This is a genomic window from Methylobacterium sp. Leaf456, assembly GCF_001425465.1.
Classification (GTDB): Bacteria; Pseudomonadota; Alphaproteobacteria; order Rhizobiales; family Beijerinckiaceae; genus Methylobacterium.
The window spans coordinates 208,191-222,833 of record NZ_LMQV01000043.1 but is presented as its reverse complement, the minus strand read 5'-3'; the positions used below and the strand labels follow the sequence as shown (position 1 = coordinate 222,833).

Sequence of the window (14,643 nt, the reverse complement as noted above, 5' to 3'; positions counted from 1 at the left end):
GCGGCCAAAACAAGCCGAGCCCTCGCCCGGCCGCGCCGCGGCGGGTAGAGCGGGGGGATGATGTTGTTGGACGAAACCCGCGGCGCCGCGCCCCTCGCCCCGCTCCTCGCCGTGCCTCTGGCGACTGCCCTTTCCGCCGGCCTGATCGTGCTCCTGAAGCCGCTGCTGCAACGCTACGCGCTCGCCCGCCCGAACGCCCGCTCCAGCCATAAAGTCCCGACTCCGCAGGGCGGCGGCATCGCCATCGTCGGTGCGGCTTTGGGGGCGGCGGCGCTCCTGGCCGCTTTCCTCGGGATGGGCCTGCACGGCACCGAGGGCGCGGCGCTGGCCCTCGCGGTTCTCGTGCTCGCGGGCGTCGGCGCCGTCGACGACATCCGGCCGTTGCCGGCCTCGCTGCGGCTCGTGGTGCAGGCCGGCGCGGTGGCCGCCGTGGTGGCCACGGTTCAGGGGCACATCCTGCCGGAGGGATGGGCGTGGCTCGAACGCCCAACGGCTCTCGTCGCGGGCCTTTGGTTCGTCAACCTCGTCAACTTCATGGACGGGCTCGACTGGATGACGGTCGCCGAGTTCGTGCCGCTCACCGCCTTCCTGGCCCTGCTCGGCGCGGCGGGCGGATACGCGCCCGAAGCGACCCTCGTGGCAGGCGCACTGCTCGGCGGGCTCATTGGTTTCGCGCCGTTCAACCGGCCGGTGGCGCGGCTGTTCATGGGCGATGTCGGCTCGCTGCCGGTCGGCCTGATCTTGGCGTGGCTGCTGTTCCGCCTCGCCGCCGAGGGGGGGCTCACCGCCGCGCTGATCCTGCCGCTCTACCCCGTCGCCGACGCGACCCTGACGCTGCTGTGGCGAATGCGGCGCGGCGAGAAGGTGTGGCAGGCCCACCGCAGCCACTTCTATCAGGTCGCCACCGTGAACGGGTTTTCCTTGATGGGGGTGGTCACCCGCGTCTTCGCCGTACAGGGCGCGCTCGCCGGGCTCGCGCTGATCACCTTGCTTTGGCCGTCCTGGCCGGTCACGCTTCTGGGCCTCGTCCTCGCGGCGGGGCTCGTCGGGTGGCTGCTGCGCCTTTTCGCGACGCCACGCCCACAGATCATGAAGGGGGCGAACCGTTGAGCGGAAAGCTGATCGCGCTGACGGGGGCGACGGGCTTCATCGGGCGCCACCTGCTCAAGGCTTTGTCCGCCCGCGGGCACCGGGTGCGGGTGCTGCTGCGCCGGCCCGTGGCTCTGCCGGAGGGGGCGAGCGGCGCGGTGGTGGGCGATCTGGCCCGGCCGATGAACATGGCCGCCGCGCTCAGCGGGGTCGATGCCGTGGTGCATTCGGCCGGGCTGGCGCATGCCATGTCCGGCGCGCCCGAGGACGATTTTCGGACGTCCAACACCGAAGCCACGCGCAAGCTCGCCGAGGCGGCGCAGCGGGCCAAGGTCGGCCGCTTCGTGTTCCTGTCCTCGATCCGGGCGCAATCCGGCCCGAGCGCGGGCGCCCCGCTCACCGACCGGGACGCCCCGGCCCCGACCGACGCCTACGGCCGCTCGAAGCTCGCGGCGGAAGAGGCGCTGGCCGAGATCGGGCTCGACTGGGTCGCGCTCCGCCCGGTGCTGGTCTACGGCGCGGGTGTGAAGGGCAACATGGCCGCCCTCCTCAAGCTCGCCCGCACGCCCTATCCGCTGCCGCTGGGAAGTCTGGCCGGTCGCCGCTCCCTTGTCTCGGTAGAGAGCCTGGCCGCCGCCGTCGCGGCCGCCCTCGACGCCCCCGGCCCGATCGGGCGCCCGCTGATCGTGGCCGATCCCGATCCCCTGACGCTGCCCGAGATGATCGCCGCGCTCCGCGCCGGCCTCGGCCGGGGGCCGGGTCTGCTGCCCTGCCCCGCCCCGCTGATCGGGCTTGTCTGCCGCGCCACCGGCCGGCAAGAGACCTTCGACCGCCTCTCGGGCGCGCTCGTCGCCCGCGCCGACGGGCTGACGGCTTTCGGCTGGCAGCCGGCGCGGACCACGCGCGACGGGCTCGCGGCGCTCGCGCGGGCAGGCGGTTGAGGGCGGCCCGTCAGCGGACGCCGCCGCTGGCGGCAATATCCTCGCCGGTCACCCAGCGGGCGTCGTCGGAGGCGAGGAAGGCCACGACCCCGGCGATGTCGTCCGGCTGGCCGGCGCGGCCGAGCGGGGTCTGCGCGACGAGGCCGGCCTCCATCTCCGAGCCGACGACGCCCGCCGTATGTGTGCCCTCGGTCACGACGAAGCCGGGGCTGACGCCGTTGACCCGGATGCGGCGCGGCGCCAGCTCGTTGGCCAGCACGCCGGTGATCGCGTCGAGCGCGCCCTTGGTCGCGGTGTAGGCCGCCGTGGTCGGCATGTTCACGAGCGTCGCCGCCGAGGAGATGTTGACGATGCTGCCGCCCTCGCCGAGGTGCTTGGCCGCCGCCCGCGTCGTCAGCAGCACGCCGAGCACGTTGACGTCGAACAGGCGACGGTAATGCTCTTCCGTCACCTCCTCAATGGCTGCGAATTCGTAGACGCCGGAATTGTTGACGAGGATGTCGAGCCGACCGAATTCCTTCACGGCCGCCGCGATCAGGCCCTCGGCCTGCTCCCCCTTGGACACGTCGCCCTGCACGGCGACGGCCCGGCCGCCCTCGCCGGTGATCGCCGCGACGACGGCCTCCGCCCCTGCCTTGCTCGACGCGTAGTTGACCACGACCGCCGCGCCGTCCCGCGCCAGCGCCTTGGCGATGGCCGCGCCGATCCCCTTTGAGGCGCCCGTCACCACGGCGACCTTGCCTGCGAGTTTCGACATCCGTGCTATCCTTTGTCCGGGCCGGCGCCGGATCGGTCGCCCTTGTCCCATAGTTCGGAAATTCGGAACTAATGGAGCGCCGTTCAAGCCTCCATATGGATGAATGATGCGACCGCTGATTCACCCTGCGATTGAGGACGTGCGGCCCGAGGCGATCCTGCACGCGCTCGCCGACCCGGCTCGCGCCGCGATCTTCGCCAGCATCACGCAGGCCGGCTGCGTCCAGGCCTGCTCGGCGGTCTCGTCGCTGGGGGAGCGGGTGATCCCGAAATCGTCGCTGTCGGCCCATTTCAAGGTGCTGCGCGAGGCCGGGCTGATCCGCAGCGAGCGCCACGGCGTCGAGATGCGCAACCACTCGCGCTGCGCCGAGGTGGAGGCCCGCTTCCCAGGCCTGCTCTCGGCGATCATGAACGCCTATGCCGGGGCGAAGGGGTGCGAGGCGGCGGCGCCGTAGGCTGCGCAGCGGCTATCCGCGGCTGACACCGCCTCGGCGAGAGGGGTCCGGTGTGTACGGGCGCGCCGCTTTCCAGAGAAGCAGCAAGGCTATCGCCCCGGTCCACGATCCGATGATCGCGATATGCGCACCGCGCCAGAACGGAGAGAGGGCGAGAAGGTATTCCATCCGCGACAGCGACGGCTTCCAATCCGGATCGGCGATGCGTTCCGCGTACCAGAAGAGGAAGGCGGTCACGCCGATCATGAAGACGCCGTACGACGCCCCTTTCGTTCGATCACGCCACGTCGGAGGAAAGGGGTCGGGGGCGAGGAGTGGCACGGTTCACCCACAATCGAGGCATGGCATCGATCTCTGCGCACAACCGTTAAGCCCGGCTTTCAGCCCAGACGGCAATTGCGGTTTCGCGGCCGGCGCAGCCGGTGTGGTTCACGGCTGCCGTTCGTATCGCTTCGGCAGATCGTCTTCGATCCGTGACAGCGCGGCCGGCTGAAACAGCTCCGCTGCTTGCGCCTCGGCTTCCCGCAGCGATTCCCCCGACTTCGTGGCGGCTTTGGCGCCCGCCCGATGCCGAAAATCGGGAATCGCTTCCTCGAACACCGCCTCGGCCGCCCCGCGGTCGCCAGTCTCCACGGCCGCGCGTAAGCGAAGAATCCAGCCCTCCAGCACGGTGCGGTCGGCGAAGACGGGCTTGGCCGCCATCACCCCGTCGATGCCGTCGAGCTGGACCCGCGGCTCCTCGCGGGCGAACAGGATTTCGTTGAGGCGCTCGCCCGGCCGCGCGCCGGTGACCTGGATCTCGATGTCCTCGCCGGGCTCGAAGCCGGCGAGCCGGATCATCCGCTCCGCGAGTTCGCGGATGCGCACCGGCTGGCCCATCTTGAGCACGTAGACCGCCGCACGCTGCTCGCCCGTGGCGCCGCGGCCTTCCGCGTCGGCGTGGGAGGCCGCGGTGAGCACGAGGTCGGAGGCCTCGCGCACGGTCATGAAGTAGCGCACCATCTCCGGATGGGTGACGGTGACCGGCCCGCCGCGGGCGATCTGCGCCTTGAACACCGGCACCACCGAGCCGGCCGAGCCCAGCACGTTGCCGAAGCGCACGGCGATGAGGCGGGTGGCCCCCGCCTGCTCGGCGTCGAGAGCTTGCGCGACCATCTCGGCAAAGCGCTTGGTGACGCCGAGCTGCGACACCGGCTCGATCGCCTTGTCGGTCGAGATCATCACCAGGGCGCGGGCACCCGCGGCGACGGTCGCCTCGGCGACGTTGATCGAGCCGAACACGTTGGTCTTGATGCCCTCGGCCCAGTCGCGCTCCAGATACGGCACTTGCTTCAGCGCGGCGGCGTGAAAGACGTAGGTCGGCCGGAACGCGGCGATGACCGCGACGAGCCGCTCGCGGTCGCGGATGTCGGCGATGGTGCCCTGCACGTCGGCCTCCGCCTGGAGCAGGGCCGGGCTGTTGAGGACGCCGTGCAAAGCCGGCTCCGAGTTCTCGATGACGAGGAGCGCGGACGCACCGAAGGCGACCGCGCGGGCGCAGATCTCCGAGCCGATCGAGCCGCCGCCGCCCGTCACCACCACGCGGGCGCCGGACAGAAACCCTTCGAGGCGCGGCCGGTCGATGGCGACGGTCGGCCTCAGCAGCAGGTCCTCGATCTCCAGCGGCGCAAGTTCGGCATCGCGCATCCCCTCGCCGAGGCTGGTGACGCGGGCGAGCGGGAGCCCCAGGCGTCGGGCGCGGGCGATGAGGTCGTCGGGCTCGGATTCGGGGGCCAGCGCGGAAGGCGTCGCCACGAGGCGGCGCACGGGCAGGCCGCGGTTGCCGAGATCGGCCACCACCTGTTCGAGGTCGCGGAACCCACCGAGCACCGGTACGCCGCGCATCATCTGGCCGGCCTCGTCGGCCCGCGGCGACAGGATGCCCTTGGGCGAGAGCCGCTTGACCGAGCCGGATTCGATCGCCCGCAGCACCGTCTCGATGTCGGCGCCGCGCCCGAGCAGCAGCGTCGGCGTGGTCGCAGTTCGCGCATGACTCTGCCGCGAGCGGGCGTATTTCAGGTAGCGGAACGCCAGCCGCGGCCCGCCAAGCAGGAAGACCTGCAGCACCCAGTAGAGCAGGATCGCGATCTTGCCGAAGAAGTAGAACCCGTGGAGGTTCGAAGAGACCAGCACGTAGTCGAGCACCAGCAGCGTCAGCGCCATCACGCTCGCGGCACGCACGATGCCCGCGAGATCGGGCAGCGAGGCGAAGCGCCACTTGGTGCGGTAGAGCTTGAACCACGCGTAGATCAGCCCGGCATAGGCCAGGAACGGCGGCAGCAGCAGCGGCAGCGCGTGCAGGCGCTCGGCCAGCAACTCGCCTTGGAAGCGGAAGACGAAGGTCAGCACCACGGCCGCCGCGGTGGCGGCGAGATCGTGGGCGACCATCACCGCCGTCTTGAGGGTGCGCTTCTGCATGGTGCTTTTTTTGGGACGCGAGGCGGTATCGACGGCGCTCCGGGGGATGTCAACGCGGGGCGCCCGGCGGTCACGCTCTGTTTCGGCATCGGCACGCGTGCAACCGTCCGCGTCCGCCCCAGCGCCTTCGATCCGTGGCCTCGAGAATGTCCGTCCGCCGAAGGTGAGAGGGCACCGGTGCGATCGGGCGCCCGCTCCGACGGTCCGTGCGTTTCGTCACATGGGCTTTGAACACAACCCGAACGCGTGGGTTGGGCCGTCATGAGCAAAACAGTGAATCACATGACGATGCGCAACGCCGCCATCGCGGCGAGCGCCTTCCTCGGCCTCGGCCTCCTCGCGGCGGCTCCGGCCGAGGCGCGCGGCGGCTTCGGCGGGGGCGGGTTCCACGGCGGGGGTGGAGGCTTCGGGGGCGGCCGTGGCTTCGGCGGTGGTCGCGGCTTCGGCGGCGGCGGCTTCGCCAGTCGCGGCTACGGCGGCGGCTATCGCGGGAGCGGGTTCGGCGGATACCGTGGCGGCTATCGTGGCGGTTACGGTGGATATCGCGGCGGGTACGGCCGCGGCTCCAGTCTCGGTCTGGGCCTTCTCGGCGGTCTCGCGGTCGGCTCGGCCATCGGCTACGGCAGCGGATACGGTGGCTACGGCAGCGGGTACGGCGGTGGATACGGCGGCTACGCCCCGGTCGGCTACGGTGGCTACGACGAGGGATACGAGAGCTACGGGTATCGTCGTCCGGTCTATGGATACGGCGGCTATGGCGCCTACGGGTACTGAGCGCTGTCGAGCGAGGACGATCGGGGCCGCCTTCGGGCGGCCCTTTCTTTTTGGCCCGTGTCTGCGCGAACGGCGGTGACGCAAGCTCGGCCCGGCTCACCCACACGACGCCGTCCGAGGCCGATTTCGACGGTGGGATCGGGCGCCCGGTTCAGCCGACCGCGCGCTTGGCCCGGGCCAGCGCGGCGTCCGCATCCCCCATGTCCGGGGCGTCGATATGGCGGTAGCGCGCCTGGATCAGGCCGAAGGCCCCGAAAGCGAAGTGGCCTGCGGCCACCACCGCCAGCAGCACCCAGCCGTAGGGCTGCGCCCTGAGCGCCGCGAAAGCGCCAGACAGGCCGTGCGCCTCGGATGGCCCCTGCGTCCAGGCCGCGGTGGCGAGGAAGCCCGCGATGATGAGGAACACCACCGCGCGGGCCGCATAACCGAACCGGCCCAACGGCTTGGCCCAGCGCTCGCTCTCACCCGGCAGCGACAGCCGGTCGGTCACGTCGCCCGTCCAGGCTTTTTTGGCGTAGGCGAGCCCGGCCGCGACGACGGCTACGGCCGCGAGCCCGACGAGCCAGGGGCCGAACGGCTGACGCAGGAGCCACGCGGTCCAGTCCTGCACCCCGTCGCCGCCGGCCGAGGCCCGGCCGATGCCGAAGGCGAGGCGCCCGGCGGTGAGCGCGAGGCCGGCATAGACGAAGGCGCTGACGAGATGCGCGCCGCGCACCACCAGCGCCTTGGCCGAGTTCCCGCGCCGGTCGGCGTCGGTGACGCCCTCGACGAGGCGCCACAGGGCGAAGCCCGCGAGCCCGAAAGCGATGAGCCCGACGACGACGGCGCCGAACGGCCCGCCGAGCACCGCCCGCAGCGCGCCCTTGCTGTCGCCGGCCGTCCCGCCGTGCCCCAAAGCCGCGAGCAGGGCGAGCACGCCGACGACGCAGTAGACGAAGCCGCGGGCGCCGAAGCCGAAGCGGGCGAGATGTTCGAGAGCGTTGTCGTTCCGGCTCCAACCCATCCGCTTAGTCGCGCTCGCGCGCGGGCTTGCCCGCGAGCGCCACGTAGAAGCCGAGGCCGTCGCCCGAGGGCAGCGTCTGTAGCCGGTCGATCCAGCCGCGGCGCTTGGCGTCGAGCAGCAGGCGCCCGACCGGCTGGAACAGCGTCTCGCCCCCGCCCTCGGGCGGGGCCGCGAGGCGCACCGCCACCGTCTTGCCCTTGGCGAAGCGGCTGCGCTCCAGCATGTCTGCGATGGAGGCCTCCGCCGTCGCCCGGTTGGCCTCGCGCAGGTCGAGCACGGATTCGGCGTCGGTGACACCGAGGGAGCCGCGCAGCTTGTTGGCGTAGAAGTCTTCGAAATGGGGCAAGGGCGGGCTGCTCGCGTCAGAAGTCGATGTCGTCATAGATGTCGGCAACGGCGAGCCGGCCGCCGAGTTCGGGCAGATCGATCGTCTCGCCGAGGCTGAGGGCCTGTTTCGTCCAGGCCCCGTCCGCTCCCCGTCGCCAAGCCTCAACGCGCGGCTCGTCCTGATAGACGATCAGAAACACCCGAAGCGAGGCGATGCTGCGGTAGAAATCGGTCTTGGAACCGCGGTCGCGGCTCATGGTCGAAGGCGAGAGGACTTCGGCCACGAGCACCGGATCGCGGGCGTAGCCGTCCTTCAGCATCGGGCCACATCGTACCATCACGTCGGGGATCGGCGCGAAGGTCTCCATGGTCTCGCTCAAGGCCGCGATGCCCGGAATCGCGCGCGACATCGTGTGTCACGGCCGACGGGCGCGAGATGCCGGATGAGGTTGGCAACGATCGACTGGTGGCGCTCGCTCGGCGGCGACATGAGCACGGGTTCGCCGTCGATGAGCTCCCAGCGCTCCTCGTCGGGTCGGTCCGCGACCCAGACCTGATACTCCGCGACACCCATGCCGGGGTCGCGCCGAACGGCGAGCGCCATCGAGGGGCCTCCGAGACGGGAGCAATGCTACCATCCGCCCGAGGCTTGGCAAACGGGCGCCGCTCAGACGGTGAGGCGTGCGTAGACGTCCGCCACCGCGAGGCCGCCGCCGAGTTCGGGCAAGTCGATCATCTCGCCCGGTCCTGCGATCCGCACGGTCCACTCGGCCTCGCGGCGCCAGACCTCGACGCGCACCTCGTCCTGATGGACGAGCAGCAAGAACCGGAGGGACGGGACGGTTTGGTAGAACTCGGTCTTGCGCCCACGGTCGATCAGGAAGGTCGAGGGCGAGAGCACTTCGACGACGAGGAGCGAGTCGCTGGTGTAGCCGTCGGCCGGCGGCTCGCCGCACTGGACCACGACATCGGGGATCGGGGCGTCATCGTCTCTCGCCTCGCTGAGGATCGCGAGACCCGGATAGGCGCCGCAGCCCCGGCGCTCGGCGAGACCGTCGAGACGCTTGGCGATGTTCGTGACGATGCGCTGATGCCGTCCCTCGGCGGGTGATCTCATCACCGGCGCGCCGTCGATCAGCTCCCAGCGCTCGTCGTCGGGCCGGGTCGCGGCCACTCCCTGTACTCGGCCACCCGCATGCGGGTGTCGCGCCGAAAAGCCAAGGCCATCGCCGATCCTCCGGATGAGCCCGTGAAGGCTAGCATCCGATCGGGGGGCAGCCAATGCGGGCGCCGAGGTTCAGAAATCGATCCCGTCATAGACATCCGCCACGGCGATGGCGCCGCCGAGTTCGGGCAGGTCGATGGACTCGCCGGCTCGCGCGATCCGCATCGTCCATTCGGCGTCCCGCCGCCACACCTCGATCCGTGCCTCGTCCTGATCGATCAGCAGGAGGGTTCGAAGGGACGGGATCGACTGATAGAAGCGCGCCTTGAACCCGCGGTCGTTGATCATCGTGGAGGGCGAAAGCACTTCGGCCACCAGCAGCGGATCCCTCAGGTAGCCGTCCGGCAGCGCGGCCCCGCAACGGACGAGCGCGTCCGGGATCGGCGCGTAGTCGTCGAAGGCTTCGCTCAGGACGGCGAGGTTGGACAGAGCCCAGCAGCCCCGCGGGCGGGCTAGACGACGCAGGGCCGCTTCGAGATTCGAGACGATCTGCTGATGCCGGTAGGCCGGCGGCGCCATCATCACCGGCGCGCCGTCGATCAGCTCCCAGCGCTCGCCCTCGGGCCGGGCGGCGAGCCACTCCTTGTACTCCGCGACCCGCATGGGCGGGTCGCGGCGGACGGCGACGGCCATCGATCCTGCCTCCGCGAGAAGTCGCGCACCTTAGCATCGCGGGGCTGCCCTGTCGCGGGCGGCCCCTGTCGCCTCAGCGGTGAACCAGCACGTTGCGGAACTGCCAGGGATCGCTCGTGTCGATGTCCTCCGGAAAGAGGCCGGGGCGGTCGGTGAGCGGGGTCCAGTCGGTGTAGACGCCGACGACGGGGCCGAGATACGGCGTCTGCACTTCGAGGCAGCGGCGGAAGTCGATCTCGTCGGCCTCGACGATGCCGGCCTCCGGGTTCTCCAGCGCCCAGACCATGCCGGCGAGCACGGCCGAGGTCACCTGAAGGCCGGTGGCGTTCTGGTAGGGGGCGACGCGGCGGGTCTCCTCGATGGAGAGCTGCGAGCCGTACCAGTAGGCGTTCTTCTCGTGGCCGTAGAGGAGCACGCCGAGTTCGTCGATGCCATCGACGATCTCGTTCTCATCGAGGATGTGCTGGCGCTCCTGCACCTTGCCGGCATTGCCCCACATCTCGTGCAGCGAGAGTACGGCATCGTTGGCCGGGTGGTAGGCGTAGTGGCAGGTCGGGCGGTAGACCGCGTCGCCGCCCTCGCGCACCGTGTAGTAGTCGGCGATCGAGATCGCCTCGTTGTGGGTGACGAGGAAGCCGAACTGCGCGCCCACCGTCGGCACCCAGGTGCGCACGCGGGTATCGGCGCCGGGCTGGAGCAGGAAGATCGCGCAAGCCGAGCCCTTGGTCTGGCCTTCCGCGTTCTCCGGTTTCCAGGTCTCGTGCGTGCCCCAGCCGAGCTCAGCCGGCTGGTTGCCCTCCGACACGAAGCCCTCGACCGACCACGTGTTGACGAACACGCCCATCGGCTTCGGATGCTTGGCGCGCTGGGTGTCGCGCTCGGCGATGTGGACGCCCTTGACGCCGACCTTGTGCATCAGCGCGGCCCATTCCTCGCGGGTCCTGGGCTCGGGATCGGTGACGCCGGTGTCCTGCGCGACGTTCAGGAGCGCCTGCTTGACGAACCACGACACCATGCCGGGGTTGGCGCCACAGCACGACACCGCGGTCGGGCCGCCGGGTGCGGCGCGGCGGGCGTCGAGGATGTTTTCGCGCAGGGCATAGTTGGTGCGGTCGGCCTGGGTCAGGCCCTTGTCGAAGTAGAAGCCGGTCCAGGGCTCGGCCACGGTGTCGATGTAGAGCGCGCCGAGTTCGCGACAGAGCTCGAGGATGTCGCGCGAGGAGGTGTCGACCGACAGGTTCACACAGAAGCCCTGGCCGCCCCCCTCGGTGAGGAGCGGGGTGAGGACGTCACGATAATTCTCCTTGGTGAGAGCGACCTGCTCGAAGCGCAGGCCGTGCTGGTCGGCCAAGTCCTTGTGCGCGTCGGAGGGCTCGACCACCGTGAAGCGGCTCTTGTCGTATTCGAAATGCCGCTCGATCAGGGGAAGCGTGCCGCGACCGATCGAGCCGAAGCCGATCATCACGATCGGGCCGGTGATGCGACCGTGGACGGGCCAATCCTGCTTCTGACCGTCGGACATGGTGGAACGCTCCTCGTCGGGCTGCTCGTGGTGTGAGAGCGGCGTGAGTGATGCCTGGAAATGACGAGCGGATGACGGTTCGGCGCCGCGCGGTCAACCGGGCGAGCCACGAGAGTGTTGCAAAACTGTGAAGGTGAGAGGGCGCCGGCATGAGCCCAGCGCAGGGCTGCGGCGGACATCGCGTGGGACGTGCCTCGCCCATAAGCGCATATATTGCACTGCAACAAGGGAGCGACGCCCAGGGCCCACCCGCACAGAACGGACCCGAGCCATGCTGACCATCCTGACCGCCCAGCCCGTCCGCCCCGAGGTCGAGACCATCGACCGCGATCCGGGCATCATCACCCTGCTCTCCGCCCTCCTCCGCTCCGCTCGCCGCTCCAAGGGCGGCCGCGCCGGAGAGGGCATCGGCCTCTTCGCTTCGTCCACGGCCTGGCCGCACAGCTCGCGCTGAGTCTTTCGGAAGACACGGCACGGCCGATCGGTCGGCCGTGCCGTAGGTCTATCCAACCCAATCCCCCTCATCCTGAGGTGCGTAGCCGAAAGCGGAGCCTCGAAGGAGGGCTCCAGCGTCTCGCGCGATTCCTGGAGCCCTCCTTCGAGGCCGCTGCGCGGCAGGATGAGGGTGTGAGTGGGAGAGGCCTCGAAGCGGGCGCTCGAAATGAAACGGGCAGGAGAGGCACTCGCCTCCCCTGCCCGTTTGCGTAAAACCCTTCGATCCGCAGGCGTCAGCCCAGCTTCACCTGCCAGATCTCCTCGGCGTATTCCCGCATGGAGCGGTCGGAGGAGAACCACGCCATCCGGGCGGTGTTGAGGATGGCGGTGCGCCACCATTGCGCCGGGCGGCGCCACGCGGCGTCGATCTCGCGCTGGACGCGCCAGTAATCGTCGAAATCGACGGTGGTCAGGTAGCGGTCGCGGTGGCGCAACTCGTCGATGAGCGGCGCGAAGCGGCGCGGCTCGTCGGGCGAGAAGAAACCGCTGCCGATGGCGTCGAGCGCGGCGGCCAGACGCGGGGAGGCCGAGATCGCCTTGTTGGCATAGGCCGGCTCGTCGATGCGGGCGAGCACCCCTTCGGCATCGAGGCCGAAGATGAAGATGTTCTCCGCGCCGACATGGTCCTTGATCTCGATGTTGGCCCCATCGAGGGTGCCGATGGTGAGCGCGCCGTTGAGCGCCAGCTTCATGTTGCCGGTGCCCGACGCCTCCATGCCCGCGGTCGAGATCTGCTCCGACAGGTCGGCCGCCGGGATGATCACCTCGGCCAGGCTCACCGAGTAGTTCGGCAGAAAGACCAGCTTCAGCTTGTTGCCGACATCCGGGTCCTCGTTGACGACCTTGGCGATGTCGCCCGCGAGCTTGATGATGAGCTTGGCCTGGACGTAGCTCGGCGCCGCCTTGCCGGCGAAGATTTTGACCCGCGGCGTCCAGTCCTTGTGCGGTGCCTTCTTGATCGCCTGATACAAAGCCACCGTCTCGACGAGGTTGAGCAGCTGGCGCTTGTACTCGTGGATGCGCTTGATCTGCACGTCGAACAGGGCGGTCGGATCGACCGCGATGCCGGTGCGCTCGGCGATCACCTGGGCGAGGCGCTTCTTGCGCAGCTTGCGCACCGCCGCGTAGCGGGTGCGGAACTCGGCGTCGTCGGCGTAGGGCACGAGCTTTAACAGCTCGGTCGGATCGTCGAGCACGCCCTTGCCGACGGTCTCGACGGCGAGCTTCGTCAGTTCCGGATTGGCGTTGTGCAGCCAGCGGCGGAAGGTGATCCCGTTGGTCTTGTTGACGATCTTCTCCGGCTCGATCTCGTGGAGATCCTTGAATACCGTCGACTTCAGCAGGTCGCTGTGCAGCGCCGAGACGCCGTTGACCCGGCGCGAGCCGTGGAAGGCGAGCGGTCCCATGCGGACGCGCCGGCCGTTCGACTCGTCGATGAGCGAGACCGCGGCGATGTGGGCCGCGCCGCCCTTGGCGTTCTTGCTCTGCGCCTCGAGGTGCAGCCAGTTGATCAGGTAGATGATCTGCATGTGGCGCGGCAGCAGCCGCTCCATCAGTTCCACCGGCCACGTCTCCAGCGCCTCCGGCAGGAGGGTGTGGTTGGTGTAGTGCAGGGTGTTGGAGGTGACCTGCCAGGCGTCTTCCCAGAGGAAGTCGTGCTCCTCCAAGAGGATGCGCATCAGCTCCGGCACCGCGATGGCCGGGTGGGTGTCGTTGAGCTGGATCGCGGCGTGGTCGGGCAGTGTGCGGAGCGAACCGCGCTCGGCGACGTGGCGGCGTACGAGGTCCTGCAGCGAGGCCGAGGTGAAGAAGTATTCCTGGCGCAGGCGCAGCTCCTGGCCTTCCGCCGACGAGTCGCTCGGATAGAGCACCCGCGAGATCGCCTCCGCGCGCGCGCGGCCGGCCACCGCGCCGACATGGTCGCCCGCGTTGAAGCGGGCGAGCTCGACCGGCGCGTCGGACTCCGCCTTCCACAGGCGCAGCATGTTGACGTGACGACCCCGCCAGCCGACCACCGGGATGTCGTAGGCGACCGCGTTGACGGTCTCGGCCGGATGCCAGTGGCGGCGGATGTGATGGTCGCCGTGGCTCGTCATGGTGACGTGGCCGCCAAAGCCGATCTTGTAGGTCGATTCCTGCCGGGCGAACTCCCACGGGTTGCCCTCGGCGAGCCACGTCTCCGGCGCCTCGCGCTGCCAGCCGTCTTCGAGCGACTGGCGGAAGATGCCGTGGTCGTAGCGGATGCCGTAGCCGATCGCGGGAATCGACAGGCTCGCCATGCTCTCCATGAAGCAGGCGGCCAACCGCCCGAGGCCGCCATTGCCGAGGGCGGCATCGGGCTCGGCCCCCTCGACTTCGCCGAGATCGACGCCGAGGTCGCGTAGCGCCTGCTTGGTGGCCTCGACGAGGCCGAGATTGTTCATCGCGTCCGACAGCAGACGGCCGATGAGGAATTCGAGCGAGAGATAATAGACCCGCTTGTCCGGCACGGTGCCGGCCTGCCCCTCGTGGCAGGCATCGACGATCCGGTCGCGCAGGGCGAGTGCGGTGGCGGCAAACCAGTCGCGGTCGCGCGCGCTCTCCGGCGTCTTGCCGAGCACGTAGATCAGCTTGGCGCGGATGTCCTCGCGCAGAGCCACCACGGGATCGCGGTCGTCGGCGGAGCGCGGCTTCACATATATGGCTGCGGCCTTCGCCGGTTTCGCGGAAGAAGCGGATGTCTCCGCATCGCCGTTCCGGAGAACGGACAAAGCTTCGTTCAGCACTGGACCAACCCCCTACGTCGCAGCCGATTCGATCGGTGATGGATCGGACCCTGCCCACTTCTTGCGGCAGGACGAGGTCCGACAACCCTGCGCCCGCATGGTGTTGCGGATGCAGGGGCTTGTCGAGACACATGCGGGCGGAGATCACCTTCGCAAGCGTCGTGCCTGCAAGCCTGTGTCCTTGTCGACACAAGGCTGCCG

General features: G+C 69.7%; 13 protein-coding genes and 2 pseudogenes. 5 read left to right on the top strand and 10 right to left on the bottom strand.

Annotation, left to right across the window (positions count from 1 at the left end; all coding sequences use genetic code 11):
- Positions 1–66 precede the first annotated feature (66 nt).
- Positions 67–1,110, top strand: a complete 1,044-nt coding sequence (locus tag ASG52_RS22550) for an MraY family glycosyltransferase (protein WP_286159140.1) — start codon at positions 67–69, stop codon at positions 1,108–1,110.
- Complete coding sequence (locus ASG52_RS22545; protein WP_056248115.1) at positions 1,107–2,030, top strand: NAD-dependent epimerase/dehydratase family protein; 924 nt, start codon at positions 1,107–1,109, stop codon at positions 2,028–2,030. Before ASG52_RS22550 ends, ASG52_RS22545 begins: the two co-directional genes overlap by 4 nt.
- 10 nt (positions 2,031–2,040) lie before the next feature.
- On the opposite strand, the gene ASG52_RS22540 is transcribed toward ASG52_RS22545, so the two are convergent.
- Positions 2,041–2,787, bottom strand: coding sequence for a glucose 1-dehydrogenase (locus ASG52_RS22540; RefSeq protein WP_056248112.1), 747 nt, complete (start codon positions 2,785–2,787; stop codon positions 2,041–2,043).
- Between the two features lie 106 nt (positions 2,788–2,893).
- Between ASG52_RS22540 and ASG52_RS22535 the strand changes: the two genes are divergently transcribed.
- Positions 2,894–3,241: an ArsR/SmtB family transcription factor gene (locus ASG52_RS22535; RefSeq protein ID WP_056248835.1), complete on the top strand. Its 348-nt coding sequence runs from the start codon at positions 2,894–2,896 to the stop codon at positions 3,239–3,241.
- A 12-nt stretch (positions 3,242–3,253) separates the two neighbouring features.
- Here ASG52_RS22535 and ASG52_RS22530 read toward each other — a convergent pair whose 3' ends face one another.
- A complete protein-coding gene (locus ASG52_RS22530) occupies positions 3,254–3,487 on the bottom strand; it encodes a hypothetical protein (RefSeq protein WP_056248109.1) in 234 nt (77 codons plus the stop codon).
- A gap of 183 nt (positions 3,488–3,670) precedes the next feature.
- Entirely contained in the window at positions 3,671–5,698 is a 2,028-nt protein-coding gene (locus ASG52_RS22525) for a polysaccharide biosynthesis protein (protein WP_082552689.1), read from the bottom strand.
- Between the two features lie 282 nt (positions 5,699–5,980).
- Between ASG52_RS22525 and ASG52_RS22520 the strand changes: the two genes are divergently transcribed.
- On the top strand, positions 5,981–6,472 hold the full coding sequence (locus tag ASG52_RS22520; RefSeq protein WP_082552688.1) for a hypothetical protein: 492 nt from the start codon (positions 5,981–5,983) through the stop codon (positions 6,470–6,472).
- Between the two features lie 151 nt (positions 6,473–6,623).
- Here the strand turns inward: ASG52_RS22520 and ASG52_RS22515 are convergent, their stop codons facing one another.
- From ASG52_RS22515 to ASG52_RS22490, 6 genes and pseudogenes are all read right to left on the bottom strand, one after another.
- Complete coding sequence (locus ASG52_RS22515; RefSeq protein ID WP_056248106.1) at positions 6,624–7,475, bottom strand: DUF1206 domain-containing protein; 852 nt, start codon at positions 7,473–7,475, stop codon at positions 6,624–6,626.
- Positions 7,476–7,479: 4 nt separating this feature from the next.
- Complete coding sequence (locus ASG52_RS22510) at positions 7,480–7,821, bottom strand: hypothetical protein (protein ID WP_056248103.1); 342 nt, start codon at positions 7,819–7,821, stop codon at positions 7,480–7,482.
- A gap of 16 nt (positions 7,822–7,837) precedes the next feature.
- Positions 7,838–8,406, bottom strand: a pseudogene (locus ASG52_RS22505) (Uma2 family endonuclease).
- A 63-nt stretch (positions 8,407–8,469) separates the two neighbouring features.
- Positions 8,470–9,029 (bottom strand): annotated as a pseudogene (locus ASG52_RS22500) (Uma2 family endonuclease).
- Between the two features lie 70 nt (positions 9,030–9,099).
- A complete protein-coding gene (locus tag ASG52_RS22495) occupies positions 9,100–9,660 on the bottom strand; it encodes a Uma2 family endonuclease (RefSeq protein ID WP_056248101.1) in 561 nt (186 codons plus the stop codon).
- Between the two features lie 73 nt (positions 9,661–9,733).
- Entirely contained in the window at positions 9,734–11,182 is a 1,449-nt protein-coding gene (locus ASG52_RS22490; RefSeq protein WP_056248098.1) for a homospermidine synthase, read from the bottom strand.
- 271 nt (positions 11,183–11,453) lie between these two features.
- Here ASG52_RS22490 and ASG52_RS22485 point away from each other — a divergent pair, with 271 nt between their 5' ends.
- Positions 11,454–11,636: a hypothetical protein gene (locus ASG52_RS22485; RefSeq protein WP_056248093.1), complete on the top strand. Its 183-nt coding sequence runs from the start codon at positions 11,454–11,456 to the stop codon at positions 11,634–11,636.
- Between the two features lie 274 nt (positions 11,637–11,910).
- On the opposite strand, the gene ASG52_RS22480 is transcribed toward ASG52_RS22485, so the two are convergent.
- Entirely contained in the window at positions 11,911–14,442 is a 2,532-nt protein-coding gene (locus ASG52_RS22480; RefSeq protein WP_056248092.1) for a glycogen/starch/alpha-glucan phosphorylase, read from the bottom strand.
- Between the last annotated feature and the right edge of the window lie 201 nt (positions 14,443–14,643).